Source organism: Streptomyces sp. WMMB303 (assembly GCF_029351045.1).
In the GTDB taxonomy this organism is placed as follows: Bacteria; Actinomycetota; Actinomycetes; order Streptomycetales; family Streptomycetaceae; genus Streptomyces.
Genome location: NZ_JARKIN010000001.1, coordinates 6,734,418 through 6,750,029, shown reverse-complemented (window position 1 = coordinate 6,750,029; position 15,612 = coordinate 6,734,418). Strand labels below are relative to the sequence as shown.

The window sequence follows — 15,612 nt, the reverse complement described above, 5'->3', positions numbered from 1 at the left end:
GGGGCGGTCGGCGGGCCGTCCACCGCCGAGTGGTGACGGGGCCGAACGAGGGGCAGGGGACAGTGAATGTGTATTACATGTGATTAGGGATGTATGTCATGCATCCCATAGCAAGCCGCAGTCCCTCCGGCCCCGAAGCAACAGTGACGGAATGGCGTGCGCGGTGTGATCACCCCGCGCACCCATGGGACGCAGGAACTGAAGGAGTCGGGCTTGCTGGCAGTCCTGGCCTTCTCGCGAGGGTGGATACGTGACTGAGACGGACGCGGTCCGCATGCCGTTGACGGCGGCACAAGAGGCCCTGTGGTTCGCGCACCAGCGCGACCCGGACAGCACCGCCCACACCATCGCCGAGTACGTCGACGTGCAGGGCGACTTCGACCCCGCGCTCCTGCGGAGAGCGGTGGCCCACGTGACGGACGACGCGGAGGCCGTGCGGGCCACCGTCGTCGACGACGGAGCGGCGGGGCGGAGCCAGTCGGTCCACGTCGGGCTCCGCATCGACGTGGACCTGACCGACCTGTCGGGGCGGCGGGACGCCCACGAGAGGGCCCTGCACCTCATGCGCGCGGAGGTGGCCTCGCCGGTGGACCCCTCTTCCGGACCGGTCACCGGGATGGCGCTCTTCCGGCTCGCGCCGAACCGCCACCTCCTCTTCCTGAAGACCCACCACCTGGTCCTCGACGGATACAGTGCGGCTCTTCTCCTCAGCCGGATCGCGGAGACCTACAGCCTGCTCTCTGCGGGTTCCTCCGTTCCGTCGGACCCTCTCCCGCTCGCTCCTCTCGTCGAGGACGAACTGCGCTATGCGGGGTCGTCCGAGCGTGTCGCGGACCAGGAGTACTGGCGCGAACAGCTCGCTGACGCGCCGTCCGCGGTGCGGCTCACCGACCGTGCTCTCGCGCCCGGCCGTGAGGTACTGCGCTCCGGCACCGAACTGCCGCCGGAGCGTTGGCGCCGGATGCGTGAGCAGGCACGAGCGGCCCGCGTCGCCTGGCCCGCGCTCTTCGTGGCCGGTACGGCGCTCTACTCGCACCGGGTGTGCGCCGCCGACGACCTGCTGCTGGGGATGCCGGTGACAGGACGGCGCGGACCGACGGCCCGCGCGACACCCGGCATGATGTCGCAGGTCCTGCCGCTGCGCCTGCGCCTGTCCCCGAACGACTCCGGGGATGACCTGCTGCGCCGGGTGACCCGTGCGATGCGCGGAGCGCTGCGGCACCAGCGGTTCCCGGCCGAGGAACTGCGGCGCGACCACGGACTGCTGCCCGGGCAGCCGCTGACCGGCCCGTCGGTCAACGTGCTGGCCTTCGACGGGAATCTGCGGTTCGGTCCGGCCACCGGGGCACTGCACAACCTGTCCGTCGGACCGGTGGACGACCTCACCCTGGCTGTCCACCCCCGCACCGGGGATGCCGGGGCGAGGGTGGACGTGCTGGCCAACGCGGCGCTTTACGACCCCGGGGCCGCGGAGAGCCATCTGGAGCGGATCCTGCGGCTGACCGAGACGCTCGGTGCGGACCCGGCACGGCCCGTCGGCGGTCTGCGGCTCACCGACGCGGGAGAACGCCGTGGTGTGCTGGCCCTGGGGACGGGCCCGCACCATGCCGACGGCCCTCCCGATTCCTCCCCGGGGACGCTCCCCACCCTGCCGGAAGAACTGGCACGGCTGGCACGGGAAATACCCGAGGAGACCGCGGTCGACGACGGCACCCGGCGTCTGACGTTCGCCGAGCTGGACCGCGCGGTCGACAGCGGCGCGTCCGCTCTGCAGGCCGACGGCGCGGGGCCCGGTACGACGGTCGCCGTGGCACTGCCCCGGTCCGTGGACACCGTCGTCGCGCTGATGTCCGTGCTGCGGTCCGGTGCGGTCTACCTGCCGGTGGACGTGGCGTACCCCGCCGAGCGGATCGGATACCTGCTCGCGGACGCCGAGCCCGTGATCCTGCTCTGCGACCCCGACGGGCCGACGGCCGACATGGCGCCGGCGGGGACAGTGGTACGCGGCGTTCCGCGCGACGGGGAACCGCACGGGTACGGCCCCGTCCGGGGTCCGAACCCCGAAGATGCCGCCTACCTCATCTACACCTCGGGCTCGACCGGCCGCCCCAAGGGCGTTCTCGTCGAGCACCGTTCGATCAGCAACCTGCTGGCTCATCACCGGAAGGAGTCGCACGAAAGTGCCATGCTGGCCGAGCGGCGCCGGATGCGCGTCGCGCTCACCGCGGCCATCTCGTTCGACGCCTCGTGGGATCCGCTGCTGTGGATGCTGGGCGGGCACGAACTGCACATCGTCGACGACGGGACGCGGCGTGACCCGGAGGCGCTGGTCGCGTTCCTGCACGCTCGGCGGATCGACGTCATCGAGATCACCCCCAGCTTCCTGCGGGAGCTCCTGGCGGCCGGGCTGACGGCAGAACCGGAGGCGGGCGGGGGAGCCCCGGCCCACCGGCCGACCGTGATCGCGCTGGGCGGGGAGGCCCTCAACGACGACCTGTGGCAGCGGCTCTCGGGCGAGCGGGGCGTTCTGGTCTACAACTACTACGGCCCGACCGAGACCGCTGTGGACGCCGTCACCGCCAGGGTCGCCGGCGAGGCGCCGGTCATCGGCCGACCGGTGCACGGCACCCGCGCCTACGTTCTGGACGCCGCGCTGCACCTGTTGCCCTCCGGGGTGGTGGGCGAACTGTATCTGGCCGGAGAGGGCGTGGCGCGCGGATACACCGGCCAGTCGGGACTGACCGCCGACCGGTTCCTCGCGGACCCCTTCGGAGGGCCCGGCGAGCGCATGTATCGGACCGGGGATCTGGTGCGCTGGCGGCAGAGCGGTTCGCTGGAATTCGTGGGGCGCAGCGACGACCAGATCAAGGTCCGAGGGCACCGGGTGGAGACCGGGGAGGTCGAGTCGGTACTCATGGCGCTCCCGGGCATCGCCCGGGCGGCGGTCCTCGTGCAGAGCGGCGAGCGGCTCGCCGCCTACCTCGTCCCGGCTTCCGACGAGGACGGTGCCGCCGTGCGGCGGGACCAGCGGCCGGTCCTGGACGCCCTGGCCGGCACCCTGCCCGCGCACATGGTGCCGACGGCCTACGCCGTGGTCGACCGGCTGCCCCTGACGCCCAACGGGAAGCTCGACACCACCGCGTTGCCCGAGGCCGGGATTCCGGCGGCGGGACCCCGGTCGAGGCCCCGGACAGCCGCCGAGGAGGCGGTGTGCGCGGCGATGGCGGCGGTTCTGGGAACCGAAGAGGTCGGACGGGACGACGACTTCTTCGCCCTCGGGGGCCACTCACTCCTGGCGACCGCCCTGCTGGGGCGGTTGGCCGAGGAGACCGGAGTGCGGCTTCCGGTGCGCTCGCTCTTCCGCGCGCCCACGGTCTCCGGCCTGGCCGCCCTCGTGGAGGAACACGGAGTCGACCTCGGCACCCGGGTCGGCGCGGTGCCGGTGCGCCGTCCCCGGCGGTTGCCGCTGTCGGCGCCGCAGCAGCGGCTGTGGCTGCTGGAGCGCATGGGCGAGGGCGGCGAGCGGTACCACCTGCCCCTTGCCGTCCGGCTAGACGGAGAACTGGACGTCCCCGCGCTGCGGGCGGCCTTCACGGATCTGCTCGGTCGCCACGAGAGTCTGCGCACGGTGTACCGGGAGGACGCCGAGGGCGCCTACCAGGTGGTGCTGCCGGTGGACGAGTGCGGTATCGCCCTGGAGACCGCCCCGGCCGTGCGTGAGGCCGCACCGGACCGGTTCCCCACCCCCGCCTTCGACCTGACCCGGCGTCCGCCGGTGCACGCGCTCCTCGTGCCGGAGGACCAGGTGTCCGGCGGAACCTCGCACCTGCTGATGATCACCTTGCACCACATCGTCGCCGACGGCTGGTCCATGGCTCCGCTCGTGCGGGACCTGTCCGAGGCGTACGCGGCACGTATCTCGGGGCGCGCACCCGCATGGCGGCCCCTGCCCGTCCAGTACGCCGACCATGCGCTGCGCCGGCGGGCCTGGCTCGGGGCGCAGGAGGACCCCGCCTCACCTGCCGCACAGCAACTCGCCGAGTGGCGCGAGGCGCTGGCCGGCCTGCCGCCGGAGATGCCGCTTCCGCTCGACCGCCCCCGTCCGGCCCGTGCCGGCTCCCGGGGGAACCGGGTGCCGCTGCGGCTCGACGCGGCGACGCACCATTCCCTCGCCGCGCTCGCGCGGGAGGCGGGCACCAGCCCGTTCATGGTGCTGCACGCCGCGCTCGCCGCGCTGCTGCACCGGCTCGGCGCCGGGGACGACATCGTTCTGGGCACGCCCGTGGCCGGCCGGGACGAGGAGGAGTTCCATGCGGTGGTCGGCTTCTTCGTCAACACCCTGGTGCTGCGCGTCGACGCCGGTGGGGACCCGGATTTCCGCGAACTGCTGCGCCGGGTGAAGGAGGCGGACCTGGCGGCCTACGCCCGGCAGGACCTGCCCTTCGAACAGCTCGTGGAGACCATGGCGCCGCCCCGGTCCCTCGCGCGGCACCCGCTCTTCCAGGTCATGCTCGCCTTGAACAACACCACCGCGCCGTCGCTGGAACTGCCCGGTCTGCGGGCCACCGTGGTGGAGGCGGAGCGGCCGACGGCCAAGTTCGACCTCACCTGGGACCTGACCGAGGAACACGACGAGGCGGGTCGACCGGCCGGGCTGACGGGCGCGGTCGAGTACAGCAGCGACCTGTTCGAGGCTGCGACCGTGCGACGTTTCTGCGGACACTTCGGCCGCCTGGTGCGGGCCGCCCTCGCCGGCCCCGACCGGCCGATCGGCGCCCTGGAGATCCTCACCGAGGACGAACACCGGGCAGCGGTGGACACCCACGCGCGCACCGAAGCCCCGGACCTGCCCGGGCAGGTTCCGCTGCAGAGCGTCTGCGACGTCCTGGCCACCCAGGCTGCGGTCACTCCGGCGCGCACCGCGCTGGTGGGTGCGGACGAGGACGTGACCTTCGGGGATCTCGTGGCGCGGGTCGACTCCGTGGCCCTGCGGCTCGCCGCTGCCGGGGTGCGGCCCGGGGACCGGGTGGCCGTGGCGCTACCCCGGTCCGCGGGGCAGATCAGCGCCGTCTTCGGGGTGCTGCGCGCGGGCGGCGTCTATGTTCCGCTCGACCCGTCCCATCCGACGGAGCGCAACGGGCGCATACTCGAGTCCGCGCGCCCCGCCGCGCTGCTGACCGAACACACATGCGCATCGGCCCTGCCCGCCTCCCGCACGCCGACGCTGTTCCTCGACGAGGCCCCCGGCGCGCCGGACAGCTCTGCCCCGCGGTTGCCCGGTGACGGACCGCGCGGGACGGACCCCGCCTACGTGCTGTACACCTCGGGCTCGACCGGCCGCCCCAAGGGCGTCGTCGTCGAGCACCGGGCCCTGGCCAACCTGCTCCGGCACCACGGTGGCCAGATGATCGAATCGGCGGAACGCGCCGCCGACGGCCGTCCGCTCCGGGTGGCCCTGACCGCGGCGGCGACGTTCGACGCCTCCTGGGACCCGCTGTTGTGGATGGTCGCCGGACACGAGCTGCATCTGGTGGACGACGCGACCCGGCGGGATCCCGAGGCACTGGTGGCCTTCCTGCACGAGCGCCGGGTCGACGTGATCGAGACCACCCCGTCCTTCCTCGAACAGCTCTGGACCTGCGGCCTCTTCGCCCCCGGCCGCCCCTGGCCGCGGGTGGTGGCGCTGGGCGGCGAACCGGTGAACGAGGCGCTGTGGCGGAAGTCGTCCGCGCTGCCCGGGGTGGACGTATGGAACCTCTACGGCCCGACCGAGGCCACGGTCGACAGCGTCGTGGCACCGGTGACCCCGAGCGAGAAGCCCAACATCGGTCGCGCGGTCGGCGGCATGCGGGCCAGGGTGCTGGACCCGCGGCTGGGGCCCACGCCGCCGGGCGTCACCGGCGAGCTGTACCTGGCCGGTGACGGGCTGGCCCGCGGCTATGACGGGGCGACCGGAATGACCTCCGAACGCTTCCTGGCCGACCCGTACGGCGCCCCCGGGAGCCGGATGTACCGCACGGGAGACCTGGTGCGCCGACTGCCGGACGGGGCGCTGGCCTTCGTCGGACGCACCGACAGCCAGGTCAAGGTCCGCGGCTTCCGCGTCGAGACCGGCGAGGTGGAGGCGGCCCTGACCGCCCATCCCGCCGTCCGGCGGGCGGTGGTTGCCGTCCAGGAAGGGCCCGACGGAGCCCGGCTGGCGGCCTGGGCCGTCCCGGGCAACGACGCCGGCCTGTCCGCCGCTGGACTGCGCGAGTTCGTCGCCACCCGGCTGCCCGGCTACATGGTCCCCGGTCGGATGAGCCTCGTGCCGGAGATTCCGTTGACAGCCCACGGCAAGACGGACTTCGCGCGCCTTCCGGAGCCCGAGTCGGCCGCGGCGGCGGCCGACGAACCGCCGCGTACACCGCGGGAGGAGATCCTGTGCGAGCTGTTCGCCGACTGCCTCGGAATCGAATCGGTCGGCCGGTACGGGGACTTCTTCGCGCTGGGCGGCCACTCGCTGCTGGCCACCCGGATCGTCAACAGCGTCCGAACGGCCTTCGGCGTGGAGCTTCCCGTCCGCGCACTGTTCGAGAACCCCACACCGGCCGGGCTTGCGGGGCTCCTCGACAGCGCAGGGGCGGCCCGTCCCGCACTGCGAGCCCGCACGGACCGGCCTGTGGAGACACCCTTGTCCTTCGCGCAGCGCCGACTGTGGTTCCTCAACCGGATGCGGCCGTACGACGCCTCCTACAACCTGCCCATGGCCGTGCGACTGCGCGGACGCCTGGACGTCCCGGCGCTCCGTGCGGCGCTGTGCGATGTCGTGGAACGGCACGAGAGCCTGCGTACCGTCTTCCGCGATTCGTCCACGGAACCGGGCAGCCCGGTGCAGTTGGTGCTCGCGCCGGGTGACGCGCAACCGTCCCTGACGGTGACGACCTGCGCGTCCGACGAAGCCGAAACCCTCCTGCAGGCCGCGGCCCGCCGTGGCTTCGACCTGGAGCACGAACTCCCGGTGCGGGCCGAGTTGTTGGTGGCAAGCGCGGAGGAGCATCTCCTGCTGCTGACCGTGCACCACATCGCCGCCGACGGCTGGTCGATGGGACCGCTGGCGCAGGATCTCGCGGCCGCCTATGCGGCGCGCGGCGCCGGCCGGGCACCCGACTGGGAGCCGTTGCCCGTGCAGTACGCCGACTACACACTCTGGCAGCGGGAACTGCTCGGTGCCCCTGAGGATCCGGACGGAATCCAGGCACGCCAACTCGCCTACTGGAAGGACGCGCTCTCCGGCGCACCGACAGAGCTCGCGCTCCCGGCCGACCGACCGCGACCCGAGGACGGATCGCAGAGCGGCGGCAGCGTTCCGGTGCCGCTGCTTGCCGAGGACGGCTGGCGGCTGGCCGCGCTCGCCAAGGAGGAGGGCGCCAGCACGTTCATGGCGCTCCACGCGTTGCTGGCCGCGCTCCTCGACCGGTTCGGCGCCGGGGAGGACCTCGTGGTCGGCAGCCCGGTCGCGGGCCGTACCGACGAGGCGCTGGGCGGCCTGGTCGGGTTCTTCGTCAACACGCTCGTCCTTCGGGTGAGCACCGGCGGCGACCCGGACTTCCGGGAACTGCTGGATCGGGCACGGCAGACCGACCTGACGGCCTACGCGCACCAGGACCTGCCCTTCGAATCGCTCGTCGAGCATGTGGCGCCGCCGAGGTCGCTCTCCCGGCATCCGCTCTTCCAGGTGATGCTCTCCCTCAACAACGCCGGACGCCCGGAGCTGGAGCTTCCGGGGCTGCGCGCGGAGGTGGAAGCGGTGGACATCGGAGAGGCGAAGTTCGATCTGTCGTTCAGCTTCTCCGAGCAGTCCGCCGACGGCGCACTCAGCGGTGTGCTGGACTTCAGCCGCGACCTCTTCGATCAGGGGACGGCGGAGCGGCTGGCGGACGCCTTCGCCGCGCTGCTGCGGCTCGTGGTGGCCGAACCCGACACACCCCTGTCCGCGCACGACCCGCTCGACCAGGAGGAGCGGGCCGGGCTGCTGGCCCAGGGGCGGGGTGCGCCCGCCGTTCCCACCCACTCGACGGCGGTGGCGGGATTCCACGCCAGCGTGCTGGCGGCCCGCGGCGGCGACGTCGCGGTCCGGAGCGGTGAAGAGACCCTGTCCTTCACGGAACTCGCGCAGGAGAGCGCCCGGCTGGCCCGGCTCCTGACGGCGCGGGGCGTGCGTTCCGGAGACACCGTCGCCGTGCTGCTCCCCCGCTCCACCACCACACTCACCGCGCTGCTGGGCGTGCTGGCGGCCGGCGCAGTCTACGCACCGGTCGATGACGCGCTGCCCGCGGCGCGGGTCGCGGCCGTCCTCGACGACGCGCGTCCGGCGGTGGTGCTGGCGACGGAGACGACAGCGGGCCGGGTGACCGACGGTCCCTGGGAGGTGCTCCGGCTCGATGACGCGCAGACGGCCGCCGACCTCGCCGCCGTGTCGGCGGAGCCGCTGGCCGACGGCGGCCCTCGGCCCGGCGATGCGGCCTATGTCCTCCACACCTCCGGGACCTCCGGCCGCCCCAAGGGCGTGGTGGTGGAGCACGGTTCGCTCATGCGCCTGTGGGAGCACCACCGGCGGGAGCTGTTCGTTCCCGTCCGGACGGGTGCCGGGGGCCGGCGGCTGCGGGTGGCGCTGACCGCTTCCGTCTCCTTCGACGCCTCCTGGGATCCGGTCCTGTGGATGCTCGAGGGGAACGAACTCCTGGTCGTCGACTCCGACACGCGGCGCGATCCCGCAGCGCTGGTGGCGCTGGTGCGGGAAGAGCGCGTCGACGTCCTGGAGACGACTCCCACGCACGTGGCGGCGCTGCTGGACGCCGGGCTGTGCGATCCGGGCGGGTCGGGACACCGGCCGCTGGTACTGGCTCTCGGCGGCGAAGCCGTCCCGCCGGGGCTGTGGCGGCGGCTCCGCGACATACCGGGGCTGACCGTCTACAACCTGTACGGGCCGACCGAGGCCACCGTCGACACCCTGTACGCGCCACTCGACTGCAGTCCGGAGCCGGTCCTGGGCCGTCCGGTGGCGGGGACCCGCGCCTATGTGCTCGACCGCTTCCTGCGTCTCGCGCCCGCGGGCACGACCGGGGAGCTGTATCTCGCAGGCGCGAGCGTGGCGCGCGGCTATCCGGGACGGTCCGCGGAGACCGCCGCCCGTTTCGTGGCCGATCCGTTCGGCCCCGCCGGTGAGCGCATGTACCGGACCGGGGACCTCGCCCGCTGGTCGACGGACGGCCACCTGGAGTTCCGGGGACGGGGCGACGGACAGCTCAAGGTGCGCGGCTTCCGGGTGGAACCCGGCGAGATCACCTCCGTGCTGGAACAGCGGACGGAGATATCGCGGGCTGCGGTCGCACTCCGCACCGTGGGTGCCGAAGGGACCCGGGGCAGCGAGCAACTCGTCGCCTACGTGGTTCCCGCGGACCCGGAAGCGGGACGGCAGCCCGGGGTGCCGTCCCGCGACCTGCTCCGCGGGGCGCTGGCCGACGCGCTGCCGTCCTACATGGTCCCCGCGGCCTTCGTCGTGCTGGATGCGCTGCCGCTCACCTCCAGCGGCAAGCTCGACACCGCCGCGCTCCCGGACCCGAGCACCGAGCAACTCACCCGACAGACCGGGCAGCCGCCCGCGAGCCCGCGCGAGGATCTGCTGTGCGCGCTGTTCGCCGAGGTGCTCGGCATCGAACGCCCCTGGGCCGACGACGACTTCTTCGCGCTGGGCGGCCATTCCCTCCTCGCCGCCCGACTGCTGTCCCGTGTCCGGGACGCGACCGGCATCGACCTCGGCATCCGCGTCCTGTTCGAGGCTCCGACCCCCGCGGCTCTCGCCGCCGGCCTCGACAGCCGGGAAGCCGCGGAGGGCAGCAGCGGACCGGGCTCCGACCTCGCGACCCTGCTGCCGCTGCGGACCCGCGGCAGCCGGGCGCCGCTCTTCTGCGTGCACCCGGCCGGCGGCCTGGCCTGGACGTACGCCGGACTGCTGCAGCACCTGGCGGATCACCCGGTCTACGGCCTCCAGACCCCCAACCTCGACGGCAGCAGCCCCTTCCCCGACAGCATCGAGGCCATGGCCGCCGCATACGTCGAACGGATCCGAGCCGTGCGGCCCCACGGGCCCTACCACCTGCTGGGCTGGTCCTTCGGCGGCAACGTCGTCCAGGAAGTGGCCGTTCAGCTCCAGGAAGCGGGAGAGGAGGTGGCCCTGCTCGCCATCCTGGACGCGTTCCCGGTGCCGCCCACCGACGGCTTGGAGGATGCCCACCACGACACCGTCTTCCGTGCGCTGCTGACCAACCTGGGCCTCGACCTGTCGGCCTGGGATGCCGACGCCCCTCTCGACGCGGCCGACGTCCGGGACGCGCTCCGCGACGCAGGCAGCCCTCTGGGAGGCCTGAAGCCGGAGACGATCGAGACGATGGTCGGCAACTTCGCCGCCCAGGCCAGGCTCATGCGTCACTACACCCCGCGTACCTTCCACGGCGATGTCCTCTTCTTCCGTGCGACGGAGGAGGATCCCGCCGCCGGGCTCGTCCCCGCCATGTGGACGCCGTACCTCGCCGGCGACGTGCGCGTGCACGACGTGCCCTGTGCCCACGCCCAGATGATGCGCCCCGAGTCCCGGGCCCTGATCGGCCCCCTCCTCGCCGAGGAACTTCGGCGCACCTGACCCGTTCCGGCGGTTCGTCGCCCACGGCACGCCGAACGGTCGCCCGTCCGCCACCACACCGAGAGATGAGTGAACAAGAGAGATGACCAACCCCTTCGACAATCCCGCCGTTCAGCATCGCGTCCTCGTCAACGACGAGGGCCAGCACTCCCTGTGGCCCGAGTTCGCGGACATACCCGCGGGGTGGCGCGCCGTGCACGGCCCGGTCTCGCGTGAGGAGTGCCTCGCCTACGTGGACGCGCACTGGACCGATCTGACGCCGTTGAGCGCCCTGGCCTCCCGGTGAGCGAGCCGACCGTGCGCCTCCCGGGGCCGGGGCGGGAGCCGCTGCCCCCGCCCCGGCCCGCGGGCCCCGACGGGGGCCGGGCGACCGTTCGCCCGGTGCCGGCCCCGACTCCCGCTGCCGTACCGGGCGATGCGATCCGTGCCGAGGGACTCACCCGCACTTTTGGCGACCATCAGGCGCTGCGCGGTGTCGACCTTTGCGTCCCCGCCGGCAGCGTGCTGGGCCTTCTCGGTCCCAACGGTGCGGGCAAGACCACCACGGTGCGCATTCTCACCACGTTGCTGCGGCCGGACGGGGGCCGGGCCACGGTCGCCGGGCGGGACGTGCGGGACGAGGCCGAGGCGGTGCGCGCCCGCATCGGCCTGTCCGGTCAGTACGCGGCCGTCGACGAGCGGCTGACCGCCCGCGAGAACCTGTATCTGGTCTGCCGGCTGCATGGACTGAGCCGCGGGCCGGCCCGTCGGCACGCCGCGGAGCTTCTGGAGCGGTTCGCCCTCGGTGAGGCCGCCGACCGCCCCAGCGGAGGCTTCTCCGGCGGAATGCGCCGACGCCTCGACCTCGCCGGCGCCCTGGTCTCGCGGCCGGCCGTCGTCTTCCTCGACGAGCCCACCACCGGGCTCGACCCCCGGGGCAGGGCCGACACCTGGCGTGCCGTGGAAGAACTGGTGGCGGACGGCACCACCGTTCTGCTGACCACGCAATATCTGGAGGAGGCGGATCGCTTGGCCGACTCCATCGCCGTCATCGACCACGGACGGGTGATCGCGCGGGGTACGTCCGGCGAGCTGAAGACCGCCGTCGGCGGCGAACGCATCACCGTCACCCTCACCGACCCCGAGACGCACGGGACCGCGGCCGGTGCCATGGCCGCTGTCGGCCCGCACCGGCCCGACGTCGACGTACGCGCCGGCACGGTGACCGTCGCCACTGACCGAGGGGCGCACGCGCTGCGCGAGGCGCTCGACGCCCTGGACGCCGTCGATGTCGGGGTCCGGGATGCGGCGTTGGCCCCACCCAGTCTGGACGACGTGTTTCTGTCCTTGACGGGCAGCTCCCGGCAGCGGCCGGAGCCGCCCGCCACCGTCGAACCGGCGGCTTCGAGCGCCGCTCCCGCGCGGGGTGGGGACGGCGCTCGGAAGACCGGCACCGACCGCGGGTTCAGGCAGCCGTTCCGGGCACGCAGGAAGGGGGCGCACGCATGGCGACCCTGACCCTCGCGTCGCGCCCGGCCTCGGGCCCGCTGCGCACCCTGCGCGACGGGCTGATCATCGCCTGGCGGAACCTCGTCAACCTCCGCCGCACACCGGGAGCCGTCATCGCGGCCCTGGTCCAGCCGCTGATGTTCGTTCTGCTGCTGGCCTACGTGTTCGGTGGCAGTCTGGGGGGCGCCGAATACCGGACCTTTCTGATGGGCGGCATCTTCGCCCAGGCCGTCACCTTCAACGCCTCGTTCACCGCCATCGGACTCGCGGGTGACATGGACAGGGGTATGGTGGACCGGTTTCGGGCACTCCCCATGCCGCGTGGCTCCGTCATCCTCGGCCGCACCCTCTCCGACCTGGCGATGAGCGCAGTCACCCTCACGGTCACCTCGCTGTGCGGCCTGCTGGTGGGCTGGCGGGTGGAGGGCACCGTCGCCGCTGCCGCGGCCGGCTATGCCCTGGTACTGCTCTTCGCCTTCGCGATGTCCTGGGTGGGCGCGACCATCGGGCTGATGGCCCGGAGTGTGGAGGTCGCGCAGAGCGCCGGACTGATCTGGCTCTTCCCCGTCACGTTCGTCTCGGGTGCCTTCGTCTCCGTCACCTCCATGCCGGGTCCGCTGCGTGTCGTCGCCGAGTGGAACCCTGTTTCGGCCACGGCCACCGCGGCGCGTTCGCTCTTCGGCAACGAGGCTCCCACCGCGGTCGCGCCTCCCGGATCGTGGCCGGTCGAGCACGCCGTGCTGTATGCCCCTCTGTGCGCACTCGCGGTCATCGCCGTGTTCATGCCTCTCGCGGTGAGCCGGTATCGGCGGATCGCCCGCGGTTGACGGAGGCGGCTCCTCGGGCCTTGTCGCGGGACGGGGGATCGGGGACTGCAGGGGCGTACGTGATCCGCAGGGTGCGTCCGCGGCGGAAGGCCCCGCCAGGACGGCGCGACGGTCTTCGCGTTCCCTCGCCGCCGATGCCGGACAGTGTCTGCGGCTGCTGTGCCCGGTGCGGGGGCTGCTGGCTGCCCGGCTCAGCCCTCGGCCGGCGGGGGGCCCGCCGCGTCGATCTCGGCGACGAGCGCCTCGATGCGGGTCCTGATCTCGTCGCGGATGGGGCGCACGGACTCCACGCCCTTTCCCGCCGGGTCCGCCAGTGCCCAGTCGAGATAGGTCCGGCCGGGGAAGACCGGGCAGGCGTCGCCGCAGCCCATGGTGATGACGTAGTCGGACGCCTGGACGGCCGCGGGGGTGAGCGCCTTCGGCCGCTGGCCGGAGATGTCGATGCCCACCTCCCTCATGGCCTCGACCGCTGCCGGGTTGACCTGGTCGCCGGGGAGCGAGCCCGCGGAGCGGACCTCGACGCGGTCACCCGCGAGGTGGCTGAGGAAGCCGGCGGCCATCTGCGAGCGCCCGGCGTTGTGGACGCAGACGAACAGCACGGACGCGGTGGGAGTGGCGGGCATCGGTTCATCCTTCGCGGGTCCCGGGCGAGGGCCGAATCTCCGGACGGCGGCTGCGGGCCGGCCTGGTATCAGCTTCGAGTGATGTGACAGTATCAGCACATGCTGACGTCAGTCGAGACTGATCTGATCCGGGTGCTGGCCGACCCGCTCCGGATGTCGATCGTGAACCTGCTCGCCCGGGAGACCCTGTGCACCACGCACCTGGTCGAGGAGACCGGCGCGCGCCAGACGAATCTCTCCAACCATCTGCGGGTGCTGCGTGATGCCGGAGTGGTGGACACCGAGCCGTGCGGCCGGTTCACCTACTACCGGCTGCGGCCCGATGTCCTCGCCGCCCTCGCCGGACAGTTCGCCGAGCTGGCCGAGACCGCCCGCGCCACCGCCGCGGCCGACACCAAGCGGGCCTGCCCGTGAGTGCCACCGAAGAGACCACCGAACCGCCCGCGCACGACGCCCGCGCCGCGGACGGAGGCGTCGTCCGCGGGCTCTCCACCCTCGACCGCTTCCTGGCCGTGTGGATCCTGGCCGCCATGGCCGCCGGCCTGGGCCTGGGCCGGGCGGTCCCCGGTCTCGGCGACGCGCTGTCCGAGGTCGAGATCGGCGGCATCTCGCTGCCGATCGCCGTCGGTCTGCTGATCATGATGTACCCGGTGCTGGCCAAGGTCCGCTACGACCGGCTGGAGGCGGTCACCGGCGACCGGAAACTGATGGTCTCGTCGCTGGTGGTCAACTGGATCCTCGGTCCGGCCGTGATGTTCGCGCTCGCGTGGCTCTTCCTCCCCGATCTGCCCGAGTACCGCACCGGGCTGATCATCGTCGGCCTGGCCCGCTGCATCGCCATGGTCATCATCTGGAACGACCTGGCATGCGGCGACCGCGAGGCCGCCGCCGTGCTCGTCGCCCTCAACTCCGTCTTCCAGGTCCTCGCGTTCGGCCTGCTCGGCTGGTTCTACCTCGACCTGCTGCCCCAGTGGCTGAACCTCGGCGACGGGCAGGGCCTGGACGTCTCCGTCTGGCATATCGCGCTGAACGTCGTCGTCTTCCTCGGCATCCCGCTGCTGGCCGGCTTCCTCACCCGCCGCCTCGGCGAGAAGAAGCTGGGCCGCGAACCGTATGAGCGGAACTTCCTGCCGAAGCTCGGGCCGTGGGCGCTCTACGGTCTGCTCTTCACGATCGTGCTGCTCTTCGCCCTCCAGGGGAAGACGATCACCTCGCAGCCCCTGGACGTGGCCCGCATCGCGCTGCCGCTGCTGGTGTACTTCGCGCTGATGTGGTTCGGCACCTTCGCGCTCGGCAAGGCGATCGGCCTGGCCTACGACCGCACGGCCACTCTGGCCTTCACCGCTGCCGGGAACAACTTCGAGCTGGCCATCGCGGTCGCCATCGCCACCTTCGGCGTCACCTCCGGCCAGGCCCTCTCCGGAGTCGTCGGTCCGCTCATCGAGGTCCCGGTGCTGGTGGCGCTGGTGTATGTCTCCCTGGCCTGGCGCGGGAAGTTCGCCGCGCGGTGACGCGGCGGGCCGCCGACCCGGGGTCGCGGGGTTCCGCGCGCCGGTGGGGGCTCAGGCGGTCGCCGGCCCGGTCGTCAGGATCTGTCCCATCGCGGCGAGCACGGACGGGGTCACCCGGTAGTAGACCCAGGTGCCGCGCCGCTCGGAGAGCAGCAGTCCGGCGTCCTTCAACTTCTTCAGATGGTGGGAGACGGTCGGCTGGGAGACCCCGACGTCGGAGATGTCGCACACGCACGCCTCGCCGCCCGGATGGGAGGCGACCGTCGAGAACAGCCGCAGCCGCACCGGGTCGCCGAGCGCCTTGAACATCCGTGCGGCGGTCTCGGCCTCCTCTGCCGTCATGGGGCGCTCGGTCAGCGGCGGGCAGCACGGCACCACGTCGGCGGGCGGGGTACTGGGCTTCGGCATGGCTCTATTTTGACACGGATCGAAACAGTGTTCCGTGGCGGACGGGCATTGATTCGATGAACGTCTATGTTGAC

The 15,612-nt window shown here is 72.7% G+C and carries 8 protein-coding genes; 6 read left to right on the top strand and 2 right to left on the bottom strand.

Annotated elements, in window-relative coordinates; genetic code table 11:
- Positions 1 to 274: 274 nt before the first annotated feature.
- From P2424_RS29180 to P2424_RS29165, 4 genes are all read left to right on the top strand, one after another.
- Positions 275 to 10,681 (top strand): non-ribosomal peptide synthetase, encoded by a 10,407-nt coding sequence (locus tag P2424_RS29180; protein ID WP_276479177.1) that lies wholly within the window; start codon positions 275 to 277, stop codon positions 10,679 to 10,681.
- A gap of 82 nt (positions 10,682 to 10,763) precedes the next feature.
- Positions 10,764 to 10,967, top strand: a complete 204-nt coding sequence (locus P2424_RS29175) for an MbtH family protein (protein WP_276478646.1) — start codon at positions 10,764 to 10,766, stop codon at positions 10,965 to 10,967.
- Between the two features lie 95 nt (positions 10,968 to 11,062).
- A complete protein-coding gene (locus P2424_RS29170; protein WP_276478644.1) occupies positions 11,063 to 12,178 on the top strand; it encodes an ATP-binding cassette domain-containing protein in 1,116 nt (371 codons plus the stop codon).
- Positions 12,166 to 12,996, top strand: coding sequence for an ABC transporter permease (locus P2424_RS29165; protein ID WP_276478643.1), 831 nt, complete (start codon positions 12,166 to 12,168; stop codon positions 12,994 to 12,996). Before P2424_RS29170 ends, P2424_RS29165 begins: the two co-directional genes overlap by 13 nt.
- Positions 12,997 to 13,187: 191 nt before the next feature.
- On the opposite strand, the gene P2424_RS29160 is transcribed toward P2424_RS29165, so the two are convergent.
- Positions 13,188 to 13,619 carry an arsenate reductase ArsC gene (locus P2424_RS29160; RefSeq protein ID WP_276478642.1) on the bottom strand — a complete coding sequence of 144 codons (432 nt, stop codon included), beginning with the start codon at positions 13,617 to 13,619 and terminating at the stop codon, positions 13,188 to 13,190.
- Positions 13,620 to 13,718: 99 nt separating this feature from the next.
- Between P2424_RS29160 and P2424_RS29155 the strand changes: the two genes are divergently transcribed.
- Together P2424_RS29155 and arsB are read left to right on the top strand one after the other, a co-directional pair.
- The gene (locus tag P2424_RS29155) at positions 13,719 to 14,033 is read left to right on the top strand and encodes a metalloregulator ArsR/SmtB family transcription factor (protein WP_276478641.1); all 315 of its coding nucleotides are present in this window, start codon (positions 13,719 to 13,721) and stop codon (positions 14,031 to 14,033) included.
- Positions 14,030 to 15,130 carry an ACR3 family arsenite efflux transporter gene (arsB, locus tag P2424_RS29150; RefSeq protein WP_276478640.1) on the top strand — a complete coding sequence of 367 codons (1,101 nt, stop codon included), beginning with the start codon at positions 14,030 to 14,032 and terminating at the stop codon, positions 15,128 to 15,130. Before P2424_RS29155 ends, arsB begins: the two co-directional genes overlap by 4 nt.
- Positions 15,131 to 15,181: 51 nt before the next feature.
- Here arsB and P2424_RS29145 read toward each other — a convergent pair whose 3' ends face one another.
- Positions 15,182 to 15,538, bottom strand: coding sequence for a metalloregulator ArsR/SmtB family transcription factor (locus tag P2424_RS29145; protein WP_276478639.1), 357 nt, complete (start codon positions 15,536 to 15,538; stop codon positions 15,182 to 15,184).
- Positions 15,539 to 15,612 lie beyond the last annotated feature (74 nt).